The organism is uncultured Ralstonia sp., assembly GCA_913056305.1.
Taxonomy (GTDB): Bacteria; Pseudomonadota; Gammaproteobacteria; order Burkholderiales; family Burkholderiaceae; genus Ralstonia.
The window spans coordinates 11001-30893 of record CAJXMR010000020.1; the positions used below are offsets into that span (position 1 = coordinate 11001).

A 19893-nucleotide genomic window follows, 5' to 3' on the forward strand; every position below is an offset into this window, starting at 1 on the left:
CATGCCTGTCCACCACTGCAATGTCTGCCAGGCACCGCTGGCAGCCCCGATCTACACCGCCCCGCAGAGTGCGCTGTCGTCGCTGAACCGGCCGATGGACGGCACGCTGGAAACGTTCTGCTGCCAGGCCTGCGGCCACATCCAGACCGCCGAGCTGTATGACAGCGAGCGCTACTACGACGCCGACTACGACATCCTCACCGCCAGCGAAGAGGAAGACCAGATCTACGCGATCGACAACGGCCGCAAGATCTTCCGCGCCGAGCATCAGGCTGCGCTGTTCCAGGCCAAGCTGGCGCTGCCGCAGGCGGCACGCGTGCTGGACTTCGGCTGCGCCAAGAGCGCGACCATGCGCCTGCTCTTGCAGCAGCGGCCGGACCTGGCCATCCACCTGTTCGACGTGAGCGACCGCTATGTCGGCTTCTGGGAGAAATTCCTCCGCCCCGGCCAGTGGGCCACTTACACCCTGCCCGAAGCGTGGCAGCAATCGTTCGATGTGGTCAGCTCGTTCTTCTCGCTCGAACACATTGCCGAACTGAGCGCCACGCTGCGCGCCATCCACGGCGTGCTGCGCGAAGGCGGCCGGCTGTATGCCATCGTGCCCAATACGTTCACCAATACCGCCGACTTCCTGGTCGCGGATCACGTGAACCACTTCACGCGCACGTCGCTGCAGCATCTGCTGTCTGCCCACGGCTTCGAGTTGCTGGACCTGGACGAGCGCAGCCACCGTGGCACGTTTGTCGTCACGGCCGCGCGCAACGCTGCCGTCAACCACGCCAAGCCTGCGATCGAGCCGCAAGCGCTGGCCGACACCGTCATCGCCGCCGGCCGTCTGGCGCTTTTCTGGCAGCAGGCAGCCAGCCATCTGGCCGAGTTTGAAACCCGCCACCAGGGGGTTCCCGCCGTGATCTACGGCGCGGGCTTCTACGGCAGCTATACCGTCAGCAACCTGCAGCACCAGCAGGCGCTGCGCGCCTTCGTCGACCAGAACCCCTATCTGCAGGGCGCGTCCGTGGCCGGCAAGCCGGTGATCGCGCTGCGTGACATTCCGCAGGAAGTCGAGCTGGTGTATCTGGCGGTCAATCCGGTCATTGCCGACGAAGTCCGGCACACCGTCGAGGCCGCCTTCCCCAACCGCTTCACGTATTTCCAGTTCCAGCCATGATCGCGTCCGGCAACGTCAGCCTGCGCGCGTGGCGCGAAGACGATATCCCGCACCTGCAGCTGCTCCGCAACGACGTGCCCATGCAACTGCAGCTGATGACGCGCCCGCGGCCCAACTCCGCCGCCAGCGTGCGCGAGTGGCTGGTCGGGAAATCACAGCAGAGCGACGTGGTGTTCTTCGTCATTGCGGACCGGGCGACCGATGCCGTGCTGGGCTATCTGCAGTTGATCAAGATCGACCTGGTCAACCGCCACGGCGCGCTAGGCATCTGCCTGGCCCCTGGCGCCCAGGGGCAAGGCCATGGGCGCGCGGCCTGCGAAGCGCTGTTTGCCTATGCCAGCCAGACGCTGAACCTGCGCAAGATCCTGCTGGAAGTGCTGGCCGACAACGAGCGCGCGATCGGGCTGTATCTGAAGCTGGGCTTCCGCCAGATCGGCCACCTGGCCGAGCACTATCTGCAGGACCAGCGCTGGCACGACGTCGTCCTGATGGAGCGCGCGTTGCAGCCATGAAGGTCGTGATCTCACAACCGATGCTGTTTCCCTGGGTCGGCATGCTCGAACAGATCATGCTGGCGGACGTGTTCGTCCACTACGCCGACGTGCAGTTCTCCAAGGGCAGCTTCACCAACCGCGTGCAGATCAAGGACAGCACCGGCCAGCGCTGGCTGACCGTGCCGCTGGGCAAGTTCCACCTGGGCGATCGCATTGATCAGGTCCAGCTTGCCGATTCGGACTGGCGCGAGAGCCACCTGCACCTGCTGGAGCAGGCCTACGAGGCCGCGCCCTATGCGCAGGAGATGCTGGCGCTGGTGCGCGCGGTGTACCAGGCCGATTACGCGAACGTGGGCGAGTTGGGCCTCGCCTCCATGCAGGCGGTGTGCCGCTACCTGGACATTCCGCTGCAGGACAAATTGCGCGACTCGGCCGCGCTCGGCATCCCGGGCGGCAACAGCGACCGCGTGCTGGCCATCGTGCGGCACCTGCACGGCAACACCTACATCACCGGGCACGGCGCCAAGAACTACCTGGCCCATACCGAGTTCGAGCAGCACGGCATCACCGTCGAATACATGAACTACGCCAAGCGCCCTTACCGGCAACTGCACGGCGAATTCACCCCCTTTGTCAGCAGCCTGGACCTCATTGCCAACCACGGTCCGGCAAGCAAGCCATACCTCTGCCCTCAAACCCTCAACTGGCGCCAGGTCATCCATGAGTGAAATCGAAAAATTCCAGGCCGAAGTCCGCGGCAACATCCAATCCCTCGCGCAAGACCAGGATCTGCAGAGCCTGTCACGCATCTGGCTGCGCGAAGTCGGCACGCACAAGTACCCGTACAACTTCCGTTGGATGGGCCGCCCGATCATCCAATGCCCGCAAGACATCGTGGCCATGCAGGAGCTGATCTGGGAGGTGAAGCCGGACCTGATCATCGAGACCGGCATCGCCCACGGCGGCTCGCTGATCTTCCACGCGTCCATGCTCGAACTGCTGGCCCAGTGCGGCCATGGTGATGGCCAGGTGCTGGGCATCGACATCGATATCCGCGCGCACAACCGCGAAGCCATCGAAGCCCACCCGATGAGCCGCCGCATCCAGATGCTGCAGGGCTCCAGCATCGATGCCGGCATCGTCGAACAGGTCAAGCGCATCGCCGCCGGCAAGCAGCGCGTGATGGTGTCGCTGGACTCCAACCACACGCACGACCACGTGCTGGCCGAGCTGCAAGCGTATGCGCCGCTGACCAGCGTGGGCAGCTACTGCGTGGTGTTCGACACCGCCATCGAAGACATGCCGCAAGCATCGTTCAACGACCGTCCGTGGGGCGTCGGCAACAGCCCGAAGACGGCGGTGCATGCCTACCTGGGCGAGCACCCGGAATTCGTGATCGATACCGACATCCAGCACAAACTGCTGATCACGGTGGCGCCGGACGGCTATCTGAAGCGCATCGCCTGAGGCTTGGAGCCCGCACCATGACGACCGCCACCGACACGATCGCCCCAGCCGACACCATCGCGCTCAGCATCTGCATCCCCACCTACAACCGGGCGCGCTACCTGGAGAGCCTGCTCGGCGAGCTGACCACGCAGATCGGCGCGCTGAAGTACAGCTACGAGATCCTGATCGGCGACAACGCCTCCAGCGACACCACGGAGCAGGTGGTGGCGGGCTATCTGTCCAAGCTGAACATCCGGTATTTCCGCCGCCCCTCCAATCTGGGCTCCAGCGAAAACCTGAACCGGCTGTACCGCAGCGCGCAGGGCAAGTACGTGCTCTACCTGGCCGACGACGACCTGCCCATCCTGGCCGAGATCAACAACAACCTCGGCATCTTCGAGCACAACCCCGGCGTGGGCGTCATCTTCGCGCCGTGGATCATCCACGATCTGCCCACACGGCAAGACCTCACCATCTTCTATAACCAGAACGACGACTACCTGATCGAGCAGAACGACCACGCGAAGCTGCTGGCGCTGATCCTGTCGCACCACCTGTTCCCCGAGATCTACCTGGCGCGCCGCGAGGTGATCGACCAGCTGTACTTCAGCGTCATCGACCACGCGTTCTGGGCGTTCGTGCATGCGGCGGAAATGCTGGGGCATCAGGCCATCTACTTCAGCAAGACGCCGTTCTACCGGTCGGTTGCGCGCTATTTCGAAGACGAAGGCCGCTCCCAAGCCGGCACCGAGGAAGTCAAACACGCGTGGGACCGCTACCGCGGCGGCCTCGAGTACGTGTTCGGTAAGTTCTCGCACACGCTGGCGCCGCAGGAACGGCCGGAATGGCTGGCCGCCATCAACCAGTTCATCCTGCAGCGCATGAAGGTGGCGCTGCGCCTGCGCACGCAGGAAGGCAAGAACTGGATCGACAACTACTACGTCGCCAACCGCATCAAGGCGCTGGGCGAGGTGGGCGACCTTGCCGCGCCGTATGACCTGTACCGCGTCAACGCGGCGTTCGAATACCTGATCAAGCAGGACCCGTTCCGGCCCGAGCCGCCCAGGTTTGCGTGCCTGCGCCGCGCGCCGCTGCAGATCTTCCCGCACGCGCAGGACTTTGCCGCGACCGAGTTCCTGGTGCTCGACGATGACGCGGCCATTCCGCCCAACACCATCGTCGTGACCCCGATCCCCATGGACATTGCGCCGCCAGCCGACCGCGAAGTCCGCTTCGTGTCGGAACTCGAGACGCTGACCAAATTCCCCTGAATTTTCCTGATCTGGACCCAATCCGCACACACACGTAACCATGGATCTCACCAACGCGAATTCGGTGGTCTCGCTGATGAACAGCGTGCTGGCACCGGCCAGCAAAGTCGGTGGCAGCAGTGCCAGCGGCGACGCCGCCAAACCCAGCGTCGACTTTGGCGCGGTTCTGAAATCGTCGCTCGACAAGGTCGACGCTTCGCAGCAGAAGGCCGAGGCCGTCTCACGCAGCTTCGAGACCGGCAACGCCGATGTCGACCTGCACGACGTGATGCTCTCGCTGCAGAAGGCCAACATCGACCTGCAGACCGCCGTGCAGGTACGCAACAAGCTGGTGTCGGCCTACCAGAGCATCATGAGCATGTCGATCTGACGCCACCCCTTTCCCGATCCGGGAAAGGGATCCATGCGCGCCCTGCAGATTTACATTGTTCACAATATAATTGCGTCATCGATATACCCGTCGATGTCCCGACCGACACTTCGCCGGCCGGGTTCCCCTCTCCACAGGACCCGCTCATGAAGACGCTCTACCAAACCCAAGTCACCGCAGAAGGCGGCCGCGCCGGCCACGTGCGCAGCGCCGACGGCGTGCTCGACCTGCCGCTGTCGCTGCCACGCGAACTCGGCGGCGCCGGCGCCGCGGCCACCAACCCCGAACAGCTGTTTGCCGCCGGTTATGCCGCGTGCTTCGAGAACGCGGTGCTGCACGTGGCACGCGCCAAGCAGATCAAGCTGGCCTCCACGTCGGTCACGGCCACGGTGGGCATCGGCCCGCGCGAAGACGGCGGCTTTGCGCTGACGGTGTCGCTGGCGGCCACGCTGGGTGGCGTCGACCAGGCGACGGCCGAGGCGCTTGTGTCTGCCGCACACGGTGTATGCCCCTATTCGCATGCCGTCCGTGGCAATATTGACGTCCAATTGAATACGGTCGCGCGCTGATGCCGCCGCGGTAGCCATACCGCACTCCGAGCGCCGCGCCCTCCCGGGAGTGTTCCGTGACCGACGCGCTGGCGCTCGATCAACAGCTTTGTTTTCCCCTGTACGCTGCCGGCCATCTGCTGACGCGGCTGTACCGCCCCCTGCTCGACGAGCTGGGGCTGACCTATCCGCAATACCTGGTGATGCTGGCCTGCTGGCAGCAGGCGCCCTGTGCCGTGGGCGACCTCGGCCGCACGCTGTACCTGGATACCGGCACGCTCACGCCGCTGCTCAAGCGGCTGGAAGAACAGGGCCTGCTCACCCGCACGCGCGACCCCGACGACCAGCGCCGCGTGGTGATCGAACTGACCGACGCCGGCCGGACGCTGCGCACGCACGCCACCAAGGTGCCGGAAGCGCTGGTCTGCAAGATTCCGCTCGAACTCGGCGAGATCGCCGGCATGCGCACGACATTGCGCAAGCTGCTGGACGCGCTCGCCACGGCAGACGACCGGGGATAGACCCGCGCCCCTCTCCTGCGCCCGCATCCGCGCGCCGGCCGGATGCCTGCACCGCACCACCCAATCCAACTCGACACACTGTGCATCAACCTCATCCCACCCTGGCGCTGGTCGCGCTGGTCGTTATCGCGCGCAACGAAGCCGCTTGCATCGAGCGCTGCCTGCGCAGCGCCAAACCGTTCGTCGACCGCATGGTAGTCCTCGATACGGGCTCGACCGACGACACGGTTGCCCGTGCCAAGGCCTGCGGCGCGGACGTGCACGAGATGGCATGGACCAACGATTTCTCGGCCGCGCGGAATGCGGTGCTCGATCTCGCAAACGCGGACTGGAACCTCGTCATGGACGCAGACGAGTGGCTGGAGAGCGGTGGCGAGCACCTGCGCACCCTCGCCAGCGCCAGCCCCTTGCTGGGGATGGTCTGCATCCAGAGCGACACCGACGCAGACGACGCTACCAGCCGGTTGGTTTCGTGGGTGCCCCGGCTGCTGCCGCGCGGCGTGCGCTACGTGGGGCGCATCCATGAACAGCCAGTCTCCACCCTGCCCGCCGCGCGGCAGCCCATCGTGTTCGGGCATGACGGCTACACCGCCGACAAGATGAAGAAGAAGGGCACGCGCAACACGCAGCTCCTGCTGGCCGAGCTGCAGCACCGGTCCGACGACCCGTACCTGCTCTACCAGCTCGGCAAGGAAACCGAGCTGCACCACGAGGACTACCCGAAGGCCGCGGATTTGTACGCCCGCGCATTCGAGCGTGCGCCGCAGGACGCACCGTACCGCCAGAATCTGGCGCTGCGGCTGCTGTACAGCCTGGGCAAGTCCGATCGCCTGGAAGACGCCATCACGCATGCGGACGACTGCATTCGCACGTGGCCGGCGTTTCCGGATCTATGTTTCGCGCTCGGACTGGTGATGCTGGATGCGGCGGTCGCGCACCCCGCGCAGGCTGGCGAGCAATGGCTGCCACTGGCGGAGCAGGCCTTTACCCGCTGCCTTGAAATCGGCGACCGGGCGGACCTGGACGGCAGCGTGATCGGGCGCGGCAGCTTCCTGGCCGCCCACAATCTGGCGACCGTTTATCAGATGCAGGGCAACGTGCTCGCGCTCAAAGCCGAGCACTACCTGGCGCTGTCCAAACGCTTGAAGGACGAACCGGCGACCTCGCCGCAGGCGCCGGTCTGACGCGCCGCTAGCGGCGTGGCTTGAGGGGTTGAGGCCGCGGTCACTGGCGGGCACGGCTGGTGTGCCCGCAAGCTGCGGCGCGATGCCGCTTAGAAGCGCGCCATGCTGCCGTAAGCGTGGCTGGCGGTGGTGGCCCGGCGCGCTGTGTCGATCCGCTTCTGCAAGCGGTCCAGGCGCGGATACACCATCGCGCGCACGCGTGCGTCATCTTCGAGAATGCGGACCAGCAGCGCGCGCTTGCGCTCGATATCGGCGGGTGAGAGCTGCGGATGCGGCTCAGAACGGCGCAGCACGTCCACATAGGTGGCGCTTTCGCTCTCCAGCGTACTGACGACTTCCCAGTTCCCGACGGCGGCCGCGCTGACCATCTCGGTGGTCAAACGCGCGATGGCTTCATAGCAGATGAACAGACTGTCGCGGTCCTTGATTGGGAGGTTGCGGTGCATATTGGCTCCAGGGGGCCGGTCTTAATTTCAGAATCGATGGCGATGCGGGCGCGGTGCGTCAACCCACAACGCTCAGGTGCGGAGCGGGGGCAGCAGCGCCGGGCTTGCCGATTTGCGCCCAGGCATCCTGCAGCGACGCCAGCAGCCCATCCACTTCTTCCAGCATGGCCGTGTCGTTGTTGACGTTGGCCAACAGCAGGCGGTTCAGCATATAGGCGTACAGGCTGTCGAGCTGGCCGGCGATCTCGCCGCCACGCTGGCGGTCGAGGCTGGCCTGCAGCCCCTGCCCGATGATCGAGATGGCCTTGTCCACAGCACGCAGCTTGGCCGGAACGTCGCCGCGCTGGATCGCCGCCGCGGCAACGTTGATGGCCGCGCGCGCGCCCTCGAACAACATGGCGATCAACCGGTGCGGATTGGCGTCCACCACCGACGTCTCGATACCGACCTGCGCATAGGCACCGATGGCACGGTGTGCTGCGTACATGGGAGATTCCTCGCTCGTCTTCTGTTACGGGCTGACCGCAAAGCGATCAGCTGCTCTTGGTCTGGTTCTGCAACGCGGTCAGCTGCGTCGTCAGGTAGGTGCTGGTGTTCGACATGCTGGCCACCAGCGCCGACAGCGCATTGAATTGCGAGTAATACAGCGCCTGCTTGCTGTCCAGCTGCCGCTGCATGTTGGTGATCTGGCTGGCCAGCGAGGTGAGCGAGCTGTTGATGGCATCGGTCTCGTTCTGCACCATGCCGTTGGTCGACAGCAAGGTGGTTGCCACCGTGTTGAGCTGCGCCGCATAGCCGCGCTGGACCGTGACGGTGCCACGGCTGCCAAGCGCGCCACCGCTCACCTGCACGGTGAGGCCATCGACCGCGGTGCCGCTGGCGCCGAACAGGTTCTGCCCCGAGCTGGTGGCGGCCACACCGTTGATGGTGCCCTGCACGTCCTTGCCGGCGGTGGCGGTCGGGCTGCTGCCCAGCAGCGAGGACGCGCCGTTGCCCGACACCGAGACCGCCGACACCGAACCGAACTGGCTGTCCGTGATGGTCAGCACGCCGCCGTTGGACGATACCGACGCCGTGATCTTGGCGTTCTGCAGCGCGCTCGAGGCATTGATCTGGCTCTGCACCGCCGCAGCCAGGCTGGATGCGGTGTACGTTCCAGCCGTGAGCGTGACGTTGGTGGTGATACCGCTGAGCGTGACCGACAGCGTGTCGTTCACGCCGGCCTGGATGGTCGTATTGGCGGCGGCCGAGCCGGCCAGCGAGCCTTGCGTGGCCAGCTGCGTCACATTGACGGCGTAGGTGCCCGCCTGGGTCGAATCCGAGAAGGTCGGCACGCTCACCAGCGAGTCGGTCGCCTTTCCGGTGCCGGCAAACAGGCTCGCCACCTGCGAAGGTGAGGCAGCCAGCGCCGCGCTGAGCTTGGTGTCGTCGATCGACAGCGTGCCGTCCGACCCCATGGTCACGCCGATGCTGCCCAGCGAGTTGTACGTGCCGGTGCCGACCGCCTGGGTCAGTACGGTGCTGATCTGGCTGACCAGCGCCTTGGTGCTGACGTCGCCCGCCAGCGGCCCGTTGTTGGCGCTGTTGGACGTGTCGATGTTGGTCAGCGAGTTGAGCTGGATGGTCAGTGCGTTGTAGGCCTTGACGAAGTTCAGCACGGACGTGCTGGCCTGCCCGGCATCGCCGGCCACCGTCACCGTGGTGCTGCCGGTCTTGGCCAGGGTGAAGCTGGTGCCGTCGATCACGTTCGACAGCGTATTGGTCGGGCTCTGCACCGCGATACCGTTGATGGTCGCCGTGGCGTTCTGGCCGGTGGTGACCTCGGTCATGTTTTGCGTGCCGGCCGGGTCTTGCGAGAGTAGCGATTGCAGCGTGGCGTCGCCCGAGACGCTGATCTTCATCTCCGAGTTCGCACCGCCCGCTGTGGACGTGAGCACCAGACGGTAGGGCGAGCCGCTGCCGTCGTTGACGATGCTCGCCGACACGCCCAGGTTGGCCCCGTTGATGGCATCGCGAATGCCGGCCAGCGTGTTGTTCGACGAGTTGATGGTGATCGAGCCACCCGCCAGGTTGCCGTTCTGCGTGAACGTGGCGCCGGTGTACTTGCCGCCCGACAGCGTGCCGCCCGACACCGAGCCGAACGAGAACGAGATCGTGGTGGAGCCGCCGCTGCCGATGGCGGTATTGGTGGCGGTCTGGCCCTGCGCGGCCAGCACCTGCGATTGCGCCAGTTGCGTCACGTTGACGGCGTAAGTGCCGGCCGGCGCCGACGTCGTCACCGAAGCGTTCAGCACCGAGGTGTCGTAGCCGCTCGCCTTCATGCCGCTGAACGTCGACGTCGAGGTCAGGTTCGACAACGCCGACTGAAACGTCGACAGCGCACTCTTGAGCGTGCCCACGGCCGACAGCTGCGTCTGATACGAGGTCTGCTGGTTCTGCAGCTGCGTCAGCGGCTGGCTTTCGACCTTCATCAGGCTGGTGACCAGCGTGTTGACGTCGATGCTCGTGCCGATGCCCGGAATGGAGATCGGCGGAACGTAATTGCTACTCGTGGAGGAGGAAGACGTTGTCGTCGCCATGATCGGAGTCTCGTAAGCGGCTGCGCCAGCGGATGTCTTTCCATTCAACGGCAGCGCACGGCACTTCTTTAGCTCACGTTATCGATATCGCACTCTGGGCGCGCGGCCCGTGCGCCAAAAGAAAGGCCGGCGCCCCCGAGGAGGCGCCGGCCCAGGTTCCGCGCCGTCGCCGGCCGGAACGTCATGCTGGACTGCCGATTAGCCCTTGAGCAGGTTCAGGATGCTGTTCGGCGCCGAGTTGGCTTGCGCCAGCATCGCCGTACCAGCCTGCTGCAGGATGTTCTGGCGGGTCATGTTCGACGTTTCCGCGGCGTAGTCCGTGTCGATCAGCGACGAGCGGGCTGCCGACAGCGCGGTGTTGTTCGAGGTCAGCGTGTTGATCGTCGAGTTCAGACCGCTTTGCTGGGCGCCCAGACTGGCACGCGCCGACTTCAGGTTACCCAGGTCGGTGTCGATGGACGCCTGCGCGGCGGTGGCGGAGGCGGTCGTGCTCACGCCCGTACCGGTCAGCGTGCCGAAACCCGACAGGTTGGCGTTGGTGACGGTCGTCACATCGGTCGTCGCGCTCTGGCCGTACTGGAACGTCGTGGACGTGACCGAACCGTCGAACAGCTTGGCGCCGTTGTAGTTGGCGTTGGTCTCGACGTTCTTGTTGGCCGTGGCCAGCTGTTGGTATTCCTTGTCCAGGTTGGCCTGGTCGGTGGTCGACAGGCCGCCGTTGTTGGATTCCACAGCCAGCTGGCGCATACGCTGCAGGTTGTTCTGCACCTGGTTCAGGTACGAATCGGCCGTCTGCAGATACGACGCGGCGTTGTTGGCGTTCTGGATACCCTGGGTTTGCGAATTCAGGGTCGTGGTCAAGCTGGAGGACACGGCGTAGGCCGCCACGTCATCCTTCGCGCTGTTCACGCGCAGGCCGGTCGACAGGCGCTGCAGCGACGTTTGCAGAGCGGACTGCGACGTCGACAGAGCTTGCTGCGTCTGCAAAGACGAAATGTTGGTGCTGAGGCTGAGGGACATGACGGCTCCTTAGTTTCTTTCCCTGTTTTACTACCCGATGAACTGCTTGTTCCGGTCGAAGCCGGCAACGTGACCTGCAATTTGAAGGGGATCAGGCCCGCGCTGTACTCTGGATAACGGATGCCGCGGCAGAAAATTTAGCGTCACATTGAAAAAATCCTGAGGAAATCCTGACGAAATGTGCGTCATCGGTGGATCGCCCCGGCGGGCTACCCCCCACCAAAGGAGGCGCTGGGCATCCTTCTTGCGGTAGGGGCACTCGGCTATACTCGACCGATCAGATCAAAGGCGCCCGATCCTATATAGAGCGCGCCGCCGCACAGATGGGGAGTTGCAAGCGCCATCGGCCCGGCCCACGGCCCACCGCTGGTCAGAAGAGCTCGAGACGAGCCCGTTTGGAACGCAACACCCGCCATGCTCAATGTCCTGATTGTTGAACCGCACGATATCGCCCGTGTCGGCCTGCGCCAGATCCTCAAGGATTCACGCCTGGCCCGGCAGATCGAAGCCGTGCCGGATCTGCGCGACTGCACCGACCTGCTTGCCGAGCGCGAGTGGGACGTCCTGCTGTTCTCGGTGGAATCGGCCACCGGAGACGAATTCCAGGCCATCAAGACCGTCCGCCAGCAGCACGCCCGTCTGGCGGTGCTGGCGCTGGGCCGCCACCCGGAAGCCCTGCTGGCCGTGCGCGCGCTCAAGGCGGGTGCGGCCGGCTACCTGCCGATGGATGCCACCCAGCCGCAGCTGCTGGCGGCCGTCAACGCCATCTCCAAGGGGAAGAAATACCTGCCCTCCGATCTGGTCGAGGTCCTGGCCGACAACCTGAACGTCGATTGGGACAAGCCCCGCCACGACGTCCTGTCCGACCGCGAATTCCAGACCCTGCGCATGCTCGGCTCGGGCCGCACCCTGGGCGAGATTGCCGAGGCGCTGCAGATCAGCGTCAAGACGGTCAGCGTGTATCGCGGGCGCGTGCTGTCCAAGATGAAGCTGCGCAACAACGCCGAGCTGACCATGTACGTGGTCAGCAACGGCCTGCAGCTATAGAAGAGCCCTAGAAAATGCGGCCTGACTCCGGAAGGCGTATGCCATACCGGCGCTCGTGCTCGCGCACCAGCTCGTGCACGGCCGCCGGCTCCAGCGGCCGGGTCAGCAGATAGCCCTGGTATTCGTCGCAGCCGACCTCGCGCAGGAAATCGAGCTGGCCCACGGTTTCCACGCCCTCGGCCACGGTCTTCATGCCCATCGCCTGCGCCATCATGATGATGGCCCGGGTGATGGCCGCCCGCTCCGCCACGTGCGGCAGGTCCTGCACAAACGAGCGGTCGATCTTGAGCGTGTCGATCGGGAAGCGGTGCAGGTAGGACAGCGATGAGTATCCGGTGCCGAAGTCGTCCAGCGCCAGCGATACGCCCAGCGCGCGCAGCTCGGTTAGCAGTGCATGCAATGAGGGATCGTCACGGATCAGGATGCCCTCGGTCATCTCAAGCTCAACCGCCTCGCCGGGCAGGCCGCTGGTGGACAGCGCCCCGCGCACCATGGCACTCAACTGCCCGGAACTGAAGGCCTGCCCCGACAGGTTGATCGACATGCGCAGGTGCGGCAGCCCGATGCGGCGCCAGCGCGCGAGTTGGTCGCAGGCGGCACGCAGGATCCAGCGGTCGATCTCGACGATCAGGCCGGTCTCTTCGGCGTCCTCGATGAACTGGCCGGGCATCATGCGGCCGAAGTCGGCGGAGTTCCAGCGGATCAGCGCTTCCACGCTGACGATGCGGCCGCTGCGTACGTCCACGCGCGGCTGGTAGTCGGCGTAGAACTCGTTGCGGTCGCTAGCGCGGCGCAAGCCCGATTCAATGCGGAAGCGCCGCGAGACGCGGTCGTCCAGGTCGCTGGTGAAAGTCTGGAAGTTGTTGCGGCCGCGCTCCTTGGCCAGGTACATGGCGGCATCGGCCTTGCGCAGCAGGGTGTTGGGGTCGTCGCCATCGTGCGGCGCCACGGCAATGCCGATCGACACGCCCAGGTACAGCTCCTGCCCCTCGATATGGAAGGGCGCGCTGATGGCTGCGAGGATGCGCTCGGCCACGCGGCGCGTGCCCAGGCTGTCGAGCGACTCCAGCATGACGACGAATTCGTCGCCGCCCAGGCGGGCGACGGTATCGGCTTCGCGCGCGCAGGCCTGCAGGCGGGCCGCCACCTCGCGCAGCAGCAGATCACCAAACTGGTGGCCCAGCGTGTCGTTGACGTTCTTGAAACGATCCAGGTCCAGGAACATCACCGACACGCGCGAGCGGTTGCGCCGCGCCAGCGCCAGGGCGTGCTGCAGGCGGTCTTCCAGCGCGGAGCGGTTGAGCAGGCCGGTGAGCGTGTCGTGCGTGGCCAGGTGGCGGATGCGCTGCTGCGCCTCGCGGATCTGCGTAATGTCGACCAGCGACACCAGCACCGAATACGGCGGCGTGCTGCCGTCGGATACGGCGGTCATCGATTCGCCGCCTTCGGCATACAGCGGCGTCCAGTTGCTGGAGACCCACACGGTGCGGGCGTCGCGGCAGTGCAGGCCGAAGATCTGGTTGAGCTGGGGCTGCCCCTCGGCCATCACTTCCAGGTCGGGCCAGTCGTCCTCGCGGATGGAGGTGTCGAACTCGTCCACCGCCGCCTGCACCACACCGGGCAGGACCATGCCCATCAGCGCGTCAACCGGGATGCCCAGCAGGCGGGCGGCACTCGGGTTGGCGTAGGTGACACGCCGCTGGGCATCGCACACCAGGATGCCCTCGGTCAGCGCGTTGACCATCGACAGCAAGTCCAGCTTCGGGCAGAAGCCAGGCGGCGCACCGCGTGCCGGACAGTCGGCCGGCAGCCCGTCCGCTTTGGCGGACGCCTGGGCAACGCGGGTGGCGCGGATGAGAGTGGGCAACGGATTCAAGGCGGCTTCCGGCAAGACTGCGCTGTGCGTGGGCGCCGGTTGGTCCGGCAATCCCGTCGGAAGTTAATACGGCATCTGGCGACAAATCTTTCGGGTTGGCACCGCTTTCGCCACGCCTGGCCGTGTGCGGCAAGCGCTTCAACCCATAAAAGTGCATCAAAAAGCACTTACATGATCTCCAAGCGCCATCGCCGCCACCCGCAAACCCCCGAGATGAGCGGGATTGACCGCGTTTCTTACAGGAATGAGGTGGACACGGCTGAGGAAGAATGCCATCCGAGAACCCGACTCTGCCGAACCTGGCTTGGAGCCGGGCGTGGCCCACCCCCCTAGCCCCCGAGTGATCCCCATGGCCGAAGCCGCTGCCGCCAATGCTGTTCCCGCCGCCCCCGCGAAGGGCGGCTCCACCAAGCTGCTGCTGATCATCCTGATCGTGCTCGTGCTCGTCGGCATGGGCGGGGCGGCGGCCTGGTTCTTCCTGGGTGGCGGCAACCATGCCGCCGCCGGCGCCCCCGCGCCCGAGAAGCCGAAGGAACCCTTCTTCGTATCGATGGAAACCCTCACCGTCAACCTGCAGCCCGAAGAAGGCAACGACCGCTACCTGCAGGTCGCCATCACCTTCAAGAGCTACGACAAGCACGCCGAGGAATCCATCAAGACCTACACGCCCGAGCTGCGCAGCCGCGTGCTGATGGTGCTCTCGTCCAAGGCACCGGCCGAGCTGTACACCAACGAGGGCAAGACCAAGTTGGCACGCGAAATCGTCGAACAGTGTGAGCAGGTCTACAAGTCGGTCGGCAAGGAGTCGCCGGTGGCGGACGTGCTGTTCACCAACTTTGTGATCCAGTGACATGCTCAAGGAAGAGTTTCTTTCCCAGGAGGAGATCGATGCGCTCCTCAAGGGCGTCACCGACGACGGCGACGACACGCCCGAGGATGTCGATCCGTCCGGCGTACGCTCCTACAACCTGGGGTCACAGGAGCGCATCGTCCGTGGGCGCATGCCCACGCTGGAGATCATCAACGAACGGTTCACGCGCAACTGGCGCCTGGGGCTGTTCAACTTCATGCGTCGCAACGCGGAGATCTCGGTCGGCCCGGTCAAGATCCAGAAGTACAGCGAGTTCATCCGCAACCTGGTGGTGCCCGCCGCCATCAACCTGGTCCATGTGAAGCCGCTGCGCGGCACCGCGCTGTTCGTGTTCGACCCGAACCTGATCTTTCTGGTGGTCGACAACCTGTTCGGGGGCGATGGGCGCTTTCACATGCGCGTGGAAGGTCGCGACTTCACGCAGGTGGAGCAGCGCATCATCCAGCGCATGCTGCAGCTGATGTTCGAGCACTACGGCAAAGCATGGCAGCCGGTGTACCCGATCGAGTTCGAATTCCTGCGCATGGAAATGCATACGGAGTTCGCCAACGTGGCCACGCCCAATGAAGTGGTGGTCACCACCAGCTTCAGCATCGAGCTGGGCAGCAACGGCGGCGACGTGCACGTGTGCATGCCCTACACCATGATCGAGCCGATCCGCGATCTGCTCTCCTCCGCCATCCAGGGCGAAACCCTGGAAGTCGACAAGCGCTGGGTGCGCCTGCTCTCGCAGCAGGTGCAGACCGCCGAGGTGGAGATGGTGGCCAACCTCACGCACGCCAACGTGCGTGTGACCGACATCCTCAACATGAAGGTGGGTGACGTGATTCCGGTCGAGATCGACGACACCGTCACCGCCAAGGTGGACGGCGTGCCGGTCATGGAATGCGCCTACGGCACCTTCAACGGCCAATATGCCCTGCGGGTCAACCGCATGCTGAACATGAGCGGCAGCGAGCCTGCCACGGAGTCTGACGATGACAACTGAACCGACCACGCAACCTGAAGACGACTTCGACACCGAGATGACCATGGAAGAAGCCATGGCGCTGGAGGCCGCGCAGCGCGCTGCTGCAGCCCCGGCAGCGGCAGCGGCACCGGCTGCTGCGGCCGATGCGGGCGGCTCCGTCTTCAAGCCGCTGACGGTAGACAACGCCGCGCCCACGCTGCGCCACGATATCGACATGATTCTCGATATCCCCGTGCAGCTGACGGTGGAGCTGGGCCGCACCAAGGTGCCCATCAAGAACCTGCTGCAGCTGGCGCAGGGCTCGGTGGTGGAACTCGATGCACTGGCCGGCGAGCCGATGGACGTGCTCGTCAACGGCTACCTGATCGCCCAGGGCGAAGTGGTGGTGGTCAACGAGAAGTTCGGCATCCGCCTGACCGACATCATCACGCCGTCCGAACGCATCCGTAAGTTGAACCGCTAAGCCGTCAAGCCTGACGCACCTGCACAGCCAACGCTCCCCCCGGGCAAGGTGTCGAGATGAATCACGCAGTCGATTGGGCCCGCACCTTCGGCGGGTTGTTTGTAGTTCTGGCCATGATCGTGGCAGCCGGCTGGCTGCTGCGCCGGCTCCAGCAGCGCGCCGGCATGGCTCCGGGTGGGCGCCACGGCCGCGTGCTGTCGGTCGTCGCCCAGCAGATGCTGGGCGCGCGCGAGAAAGTGGTGGTGGTGGAAGTGGAAGGCACCTGGCTGGTGCTGGGCGTGACCCAGCAGCAGGTGCAGACGCTGCACTCGCTGCCGCGCCCGGCCGACGTCGATGCGCCCGCTTCTGGTGACGGCACGCCCGGCACCAAGCCGCCCGCCTTTGCCGATGCGCTGGCCGATCAGATCAAGCGCCGCCTGACGGGGAAATCGCAATGAACGTGCGCGCCCTCCTTCGTGCTGCTGCCACGCTGGCCCTGCTGTGCGCCGCACCCGCCGTGTTGGCGCAAGCGCAACCGGGCTTTCCGCTGCTGACCGGCAGCGCCGGCGGCCAGAGCTATTCGCTGCCGGTGCAGACGCTGGTCTTCCTAACCTCGCTCGGCTTCCTGCCGGCCATCCTGCTGATGATGAGCAGCTTCACCCGCATCATCATCGTGCTGTCTCTGCTGCGCCACGCGCTGGGCACGCAAACCACGCCGCCCAACCAGGTGTTGATCGGGCTGGCGCTGTTCCTGAGCTTCTTCGTGATGTCGCCGGTGCTGGACAAGGTCTACACCGATGCCTACGTGCCGCTGCGCGACAGCAAGATCAGCGTGGAGCAGGCCATGGACACGGCCGCTACGCCGCTGCGCCAGTTCATGCTCAAGCAGACCCGCGAGCCGGATCTCGCGCTGTTTGCCAAGATGGGCAACCTGCCGCCGATCGCCAGCCCCGACCAGGTGCCGATGCGCGCGCTGATTCCCGCCTTCGTCACCAGTGAGTTGAAGACCGCGTTCCAGATCGGCTTCGCGATCTTCATCCCGTTCCTGATCATCGACATCGTGGTGGCTGCGGTGCTGATGTCGATGGGCATGATGATGGTCACGCCGTCGATCTTCTCGCTGCCGTTCAAGATCATGCTGTTCGTGCTGGTCGATGGCTGGCACCTGCTGCTGGGCTCGCTGGCCCAGAGCTTTGCGCAATAAGGAGCAGGCCGTGACCCCTGAGTACGTACTCAATATGGCCCGCCAGGCGATGCAGGTCGCGATGATGGTCGGTGCGCCGATGCTGCTGGTGTCGCTGGTGGTCGGCCTGCTGGTGGCGATCTTCCAGGCCGCCACGCAGCTCAACGAGCAGACGCTGTCGTTCATCCCCAAGCTGCTGGCGGTGTCGGCCACCATGGTGCTGGCCGGCCCGTGGCTGCTGAGCGTGATCGTCGACTACACGCGCGACGTGCTCACCAACATCCCGAACTACGTCAACTGAGGCGGCTGGCGCCAACATGATCCAGTTCACCGCCGCCCAGCTCAACGGCTGGATCGCCATGTACTGGTGGCCGCTGGTGCGGGTGCTGGCGTTCATCGCCATTGCGCCGCCGTTTGCCAATACCGAGATCCCGATGTCGATCAAGGTTGCCGTGGGCGTGGTGCTGACGGTGGCGCTGGCCCCCATGCTGCCGGTGCCGGCCGGCGTGTCGGTCGGCTCCTATGAGGGCCTGTGGATCACGCTGCTGCAAGTGCTGATCGGCCTCGCGCTCGGCTTGTGCGTGCAGCTGGTGTTCTCCGCCATCAGCGGCGCGGGTGAGTTGATGTCGGTGCAGATGGGCCTGGGCTTTGCCACCCTGCTCGATCCGACGCAGACCGAAAGCGCCATGCTGCTGGGCCGTTTCATCAGCCTCACCGCCATCACCGCCTTCATTGCCGGCGACGGCCACCTGGTGCTGCTGCATGCCCTGTTCGACAGCTTCACGATCCTGCCGGTCACGGCCACGCTGCTCTCCGGCACCGGCTGGCAGACACTGGCCGGCGGCGGCACCCTGCTGTTCGCGCTGGCCGTGCGCATCGCCCTGCCGATCATCGCCATCATGATGGTGGTGAACCTCGGCTTTGCCGTGCTCTCGCGCACGGCCCAGGCGCTCAACCCGTTCGCGGTCGGCATCGCCGCCACGCTGGTGGTCGGGCTGATGCTGGTGATGGTGATGATGACCTCGCTGGCACCGGTGGTGGAGCGGTCGGTGATGGATGCGCTGGAGCTGGGGGGGCGGGCGATTGGGGAGTTTGGGGCGGCGCCTCGTTGACACAGGTGCCGTGAGAGGCAGCGGGTAAGCGCAGCCGCTCTGAAGGGGGTCAAGATACGCTCCAGCCCTGCTGGCGAAATCGGCAACGCAGCTTAATCGCCAGCCAACCCATCTGACACCAACATCGCCGCATACGCCCCATCCGCATACTCCATGCACGTCCACAGGTAGTCTGCTTGGCGCATTTCATCCATGCTTTTGAAATGATCGAATCCGTTGGAATGCAGCATGCCCAATCAAGACTGCCATCCCGTGGCTGATCGTGCTCGGTTGCGCGATTGCCATCGGCCTGGTGCTCCGATAAGCGCGGCAAACGCCTTCCGCTGCGGGGCCATCCAATCTGCCCATCGCCATTGACGCCAGCGCCACCCTGACACGGCAAGGTGCTTGCCTCGGCGTGGTCTCGATCGCGCACAAACCCACCTTGCACCGGCAAGCGCCGTATCTATACTCAAGTCCCGGTCCGGGCCAGGGGCTGTCGACTTCGCATGCGGTATCGGACACTTGCCCCGGCCAGACCGCCAGGAGATGGCTCACTGTTCAACTAACGCTATGGAGGTTGCTTATGGCAATACGCATTGGTGATGAGGCCCCCGATTTCACTGCACAGACAACGGAGGGGACGATCCAGTTTCACCAGTGGATCGGCGACGGTTGGGCCATCCTGTTTTCGCACCCGAAGGACTTTACGCCGGTGTGCACGACCGAACTCGGCTACATGGCAGGGCTCAAGCCGGAGTTCGACAAGCGCGGCACCAAGATCATCGGGCTGAGCATCGATCCGGTCGACGACCACAAGCGCTGGCTCAGCGACATAGAGGAAACGCAAGGCCACGCGATCAACTATCCGCTGATCGGCGATGCCGACCTGACCATCGCCAAGCTCTACGACATGATCCACCCCAACGCGAGCCCGGGCCCGCGCACGGCGGCGGACAACGCGACGATCCGTTCAGTCTTCCTCATCGGCCCAGACAAGAAGGTCAAGGCGATGCTGGTCTACCCGATGAGCGCGGGCCGCAATTTCGATGAGGTGCTACGGCTGCTGGACTCGCTGCAGTTGAACGCGAAGCATACGGTGGCGACACCGGTCAATTGGAAGCCGGGTGAGGACGTCATCATTCCGACTTCGGTGTCGGATGAGGACGCGAAGAAGAAGTATCCGCAAGGCTTCAAGACGCTCAAACCCTATCTGCGCACCGTGGCCCAGCCCAGGTGATGGGTTGACGCCCACGCGGCAATGCGCCGCTCAGAGGCCCCGCCCCGAATCCTCGGCGTGGGGCCTTTTCTTGCGAGGCGCCATCTGCTTGCGCACCGCATGGTTGCCGCGCATCAGACGAAA

General features: G+C 65.0%; 23 protein-coding genes. 18 read left to right on the forward strand and 5 right to left on the reverse strand.

Annotated elements, in window-relative coordinates:
• Position 1: 1 nt before the first annotated feature.
• The 9 genes from QZ609_RS05710 to QZ609_RS05750 all read left to right on the forward strand — a co-directional run bounded on the left by QZ609_RS05710 (position 2) and on the right by QZ609_RS05750 (position 7005).
• Positions 2-1168, forward strand: coding sequence for a methyltransferase domain-containing protein (locus tag QZ609_RS05710; protein ID WP_295492132.1), 1167 nt, complete (start codon positions 2-4; stop codon positions 1166-1168).
• Positions 1165-1680, forward strand: a complete 516-nt coding sequence (locus QZ609_RS05715; RefSeq protein ID WP_295492134.1) for a GNAT family protein — start codon at positions 1165-1167, stop codon at positions 1678-1680. Before QZ609_RS05710 ends, QZ609_RS05715 begins: the two co-directional genes overlap by 4 nt.
• Complete coding sequence (locus QZ609_RS05720; RefSeq protein WP_295492136.1) at positions 1677-2390, forward strand: WbqC family protein; 714 nt, start codon at positions 1677-1679, stop codon at positions 2388-2390. The genes QZ609_RS05715 and QZ609_RS05720 overlap by 4 nt, the downstream gene beginning before the upstream one ends.
• Positions 2383-3129, forward strand: coding sequence for a cephalosporin hydroxylase family protein (locus tag QZ609_RS05725; RefSeq protein ID WP_295492138.1), 747 nt, complete (start codon positions 2383-2385; stop codon positions 3127-3129). Before QZ609_RS05720 ends, QZ609_RS05725 begins: the two co-directional genes overlap by 8 nt.
• A gap of 17 nt (positions 3130-3146) precedes the next feature.
• Positions 3147-4382, forward strand: a complete 1236-nt coding sequence (locus tag QZ609_RS05730) for a glycosyltransferase family 2 protein (RefSeq protein WP_295492139.1) — start codon at positions 3147-3149, stop codon at positions 4380-4382.
• 40 nt (positions 4383-4422) lie between these two features.
• Entirely contained in the window at positions 4423-4752 is a 330-nt protein-coding gene (gene fliE / locus QZ609_RS05735; protein ID WP_295492141.1) for a flagellar hook-basal body complex protein FliE, read from the forward strand.
• 146 nt (positions 4753-4898) lie between these two features.
• Positions 4899-5321: an organic hydroperoxide resistance protein gene (locus QZ609_RS05740; protein ID WP_295492143.1), complete on the forward strand. Its 423-nt coding sequence runs from the start codon at positions 4899-4901 to the stop codon at positions 5319-5321.
• Between the two features lie 56 nt (positions 5322-5377).
• Complete coding sequence (locus QZ609_RS05745) at positions 5378-5821, forward strand: MarR family winged helix-turn-helix transcriptional regulator (RefSeq protein WP_295492145.1); 444 nt, start codon at positions 5378-5380, stop codon at positions 5819-5821.
• A gap of 80 nt (positions 5822-5901) precedes the next feature.
• Entirely contained in the window at positions 5902-7005 is a 1104-nt protein-coding gene (locus tag QZ609_RS05750; RefSeq protein ID WP_295492147.1) for a glycosyltransferase, read from the forward strand.
• 89 nt (positions 7006-7094) lie between these two features.
• On the opposite strand, the gene QZ609_RS05755 is transcribed toward QZ609_RS05750, so the two are convergent.
• The 4 genes from QZ609_RS05755 to QZ609_RS05770 form a co-directional block, all read right to left on the reverse strand.
• The gene (locus QZ609_RS05755; RefSeq protein WP_295492149.1) at positions 7095-7451 is read right to left on the reverse strand and encodes a flagellar protein FliT; all 357 of its coding nucleotides are present in this window, start codon (positions 7449-7451) and stop codon (positions 7095-7097) included.
• Between the two features lie 58 nt (positions 7452-7509).
• On the reverse strand, positions 7510-7938 hold the full coding sequence (gene fliS / locus QZ609_RS05760) for a flagellar export chaperone FliS (protein ID WP_295492151.1): 429 nt from the start codon (positions 7936-7938) through the stop codon (positions 7510-7512).
• Between the two features lie 46 nt (positions 7939-7984).
• A complete protein-coding gene (fliD, locus tag QZ609_RS05765; RefSeq protein ID WP_295492154.1) occupies positions 7985-10030 on the reverse strand; it encodes a flagellar filament capping protein FliD in 2046 nt (681 codons plus the stop codon).
• A gap of 198 nt (positions 10031-10228) precedes the next feature.
• The gene (locus QZ609_RS05770; protein ID WP_295492155.1) at positions 10229-11050 is read right to left on the reverse strand and encodes a flagellin; all 822 of its coding nucleotides are present in this window, start codon (positions 11048-11050) and stop codon (positions 10229-10231) included.
• Positions 11051-11464: 414 nt separating this feature from the next.
• Here QZ609_RS05770 and QZ609_RS05775 point away from each other — a divergent pair, with 414 nt between their 5' ends.
• Positions 11465-12097: a response regulator transcription factor gene (locus tag QZ609_RS05775; RefSeq protein WP_295492157.1), complete on the forward strand. Its 633-nt coding sequence runs from the start codon at positions 11465-11467 to the stop codon at positions 12095-12097.
• Positions 12098-12104: 7 nt separating this feature from the next.
• On the opposite strand, the gene QZ609_RS05780 is transcribed toward QZ609_RS05775, so the two are convergent.
• A complete protein-coding gene (locus QZ609_RS05780; RefSeq protein WP_295492198.1) occupies positions 12105-13841 on the reverse strand; it encodes a bifunctional diguanylate cyclase/phosphodiesterase in 1737 nt (578 codons plus the stop codon).
• Between the two features lie 481 nt (positions 13842-14322).
• On the opposite strand from QZ609_RS05780, the gene fliL reads away from it, so the two are divergent.
• From fliL to QZ609_RS05820, 8 genes are all read left to right on the forward strand, one after another.
• Positions 14323-14823: a flagellar basal body-associated protein FliL gene (gene fliL / locus QZ609_RS05785; protein WP_295492159.1), complete on the forward strand. Its 501-nt coding sequence runs from the start codon at positions 14323-14325 to the stop codon at positions 14821-14823.
• Position 14824: 1 nt separating this feature from the next.
• On the forward strand, positions 14825-15832 hold the full coding sequence (gene fliM, locus QZ609_RS05790; RefSeq protein ID WP_295492161.1) for a flagellar motor switch protein FliM: 1008 nt from the start codon (positions 14825-14827) through the stop codon (positions 15830-15832).
• Entirely contained in the window at positions 15822-16277 is a 456-nt protein-coding gene (gene fliN / locus QZ609_RS05795) for a flagellar motor switch protein FliN (RefSeq protein WP_295492163.1), read from the forward strand. Before fliM ends, fliN begins: the two co-directional genes overlap by 11 nt.
• A gap of 56 nt (positions 16278-16333) precedes the next feature.
• A complete protein-coding gene (fliO, locus tag QZ609_RS05800; RefSeq protein WP_295492165.1) occupies positions 16334-16714 on the forward strand; it encodes a flagellar biosynthetic protein FliO in 381 nt (126 codons plus the stop codon).
• Positions 16711-17460: a flagellar type III secretion system pore protein FliP gene (gene fliP / locus QZ609_RS05805; RefSeq protein ID WP_295492167.1), complete on the forward strand. Its 750-nt coding sequence runs from the start codon at positions 16711-16713 to the stop codon at positions 17458-17460. The genes fliO and fliP overlap by 4 nt, the downstream gene beginning before the upstream one ends.
• Positions 17461-17470: 10 nt before the next feature.
• Positions 17471-17740 (forward strand): flagellar biosynthesis protein FliQ, encoded by a 270-nt coding sequence (gene fliQ / locus QZ609_RS05810; RefSeq protein ID WP_295492169.1) that lies wholly within the window; start codon positions 17471-17473, stop codon positions 17738-17740.
• A 16-nt stretch (positions 17741-17756) separates the two neighbouring features.
• On the forward strand, positions 17757-18551 hold the full coding sequence (gene fliR / locus QZ609_RS05815) for a flagellar biosynthetic protein FliR (RefSeq protein ID WP_295492171.1): 795 nt from the start codon (positions 17757-17759) through the stop codon (positions 18549-18551).
• A 565-nt stretch (positions 18552-19116) separates the two neighbouring features.
• A complete protein-coding gene (locus QZ609_RS05820; protein WP_295492173.1) occupies positions 19117-19770 on the forward strand; it encodes a peroxiredoxin in 654 nt (217 codons plus the stop codon).
• The last annotated feature ends 123 nt before the right edge of the window (positions 19771-19893 follow it).

What these genes read in the sequence shown, in the direction of transcription:
- QZ609_RS05725 (WP_295492138.1), top strand. Translation starts at nt 2,383, where the DNA reads ATGAGTGAAATCGAAAAATTCCAGGCCGAAGTCCGCGGCAACATCCAA.
- QZ609_RS05775 (WP_295492157.1), top strand. Translation starts at nt 11,465, where the DNA reads ATGCTCAATGTCCTGATTGTTGAACCGCACGATATCGCCCGTGTCGGC.
- fliD (WP_295492154.1), bottom strand. Translation starts at nt 10,030, where the DNA reads ATGGCGACGACAACGTCTTCCTCCTCCACGAGTAGCAATTACGTTCCG.
- QZ609_RS05755 (WP_295492149.1), bottom strand. Translation starts at nt 7,451, where the DNA reads ATGCACCGCAACCTCCCAATCAAGGACCGCGACAGTCTGTTCATCTGC.
- QZ609_RS05820 (WP_295492173.1), top strand. Translation starts at nt 19,117, where the DNA reads ATGGCAATACGCATTGGTGATGAGGCCCCCGATTTCACTGCACAGACA.
- fliO (WP_295492165.1), top strand. Translation starts at nt 16,334, where the DNA reads ATGAATCACGCAGTCGATTGGGCCCGCACCTTCGGCGGGTTGTTTGTA.
- QZ609_RS05710 (WP_295492132.1), top strand. Translation starts at nt 2, where the DNA reads ATGCCTGTCCACCACTGCAATGTCTGCCAGGCACCGCTGGCAGCCCCG.
- QZ609_RS05715 (WP_295492134.1), top strand. Translation starts at nt 1,165, where the DNA reads ATGATCGCGTCCGGCAACGTCAGCCTGCGCGCGTGGCGCGAAGACGAT.
- fliL (WP_295492159.1), top strand. Translation starts at nt 14,323, where the DNA reads ATGGCCGAAGCCGCTGCCGCCAATGCTGTTCCCGCCGCCCCCGCGAAG.
- fliN (WP_295492163.1), top strand. Translation starts at nt 15,822, where the DNA reads ATGACAACTGAACCGACCACGCAACCTGAAGACGACTTCGACACCGAG.
- fliS (WP_295492151.1), bottom strand. Translation starts at nt 7,938, where the DNA reads ATGTACGCAGCACACCGTGCCATCGGTGCCTATGCGCAGGTCGGTATC.
- QZ609_RS05780 (WP_295492198.1), bottom strand. Translation starts at nt 13,841, where the DNA reads ATGGTCAACGCGCTGACCGAGGGCATCCTGGTGTGCGATGCCCAGCGG.
- QZ609_RS05730 (WP_295492139.1), top strand. Translation starts at nt 3,147, where the DNA reads ATGACGACCGCCACCGACACGATCGCCCCAGCCGACACCATCGCGCTC.
- fliE (WP_295492141.1), top strand. Translation starts at nt 4,423, where the DNA reads ATGGATCTCACCAACGCGAATTCGGTGGTCTCGCTGATGAACAGCGTG.
- QZ609_RS05770 (WP_295492155.1), bottom strand. Translation starts at nt 11,050, where the DNA reads ATGTCCCTCAGCCTCAGCACCAACATTTCGTCTTTGCAGACGCAGCAA.
- QZ609_RS05740 (WP_295492143.1), top strand. Translation starts at nt 4,899, where the DNA reads ATGAAGACGCTCTACCAAACCCAAGTCACCGCAGAAGGCGGCCGCGCC.
- fliP (WP_295492167.1), top strand. Translation starts at nt 16,711, where the DNA reads ATGAACGTGCGCGCCCTCCTTCGTGCTGCTGCCACGCTGGCCCTGCTG.
- QZ609_RS05720 (WP_295492136.1), top strand. Translation starts at nt 1,677, where the DNA reads ATGAAGGTCGTGATCTCACAACCGATGCTGTTTCCCTGGGTCGGCATG.
- fliM (WP_295492161.1), top strand. Translation starts at nt 14,825, where the DNA reads ATGCTCAAGGAAGAGTTTCTTTCCCAGGAGGAGATCGATGCGCTCCTC.
- fliR (WP_295492171.1), top strand. Translation starts at nt 17,757, where the DNA reads ATGATCCAGTTCACCGCCGCCCAGCTCAACGGCTGGATCGCCATGTAC.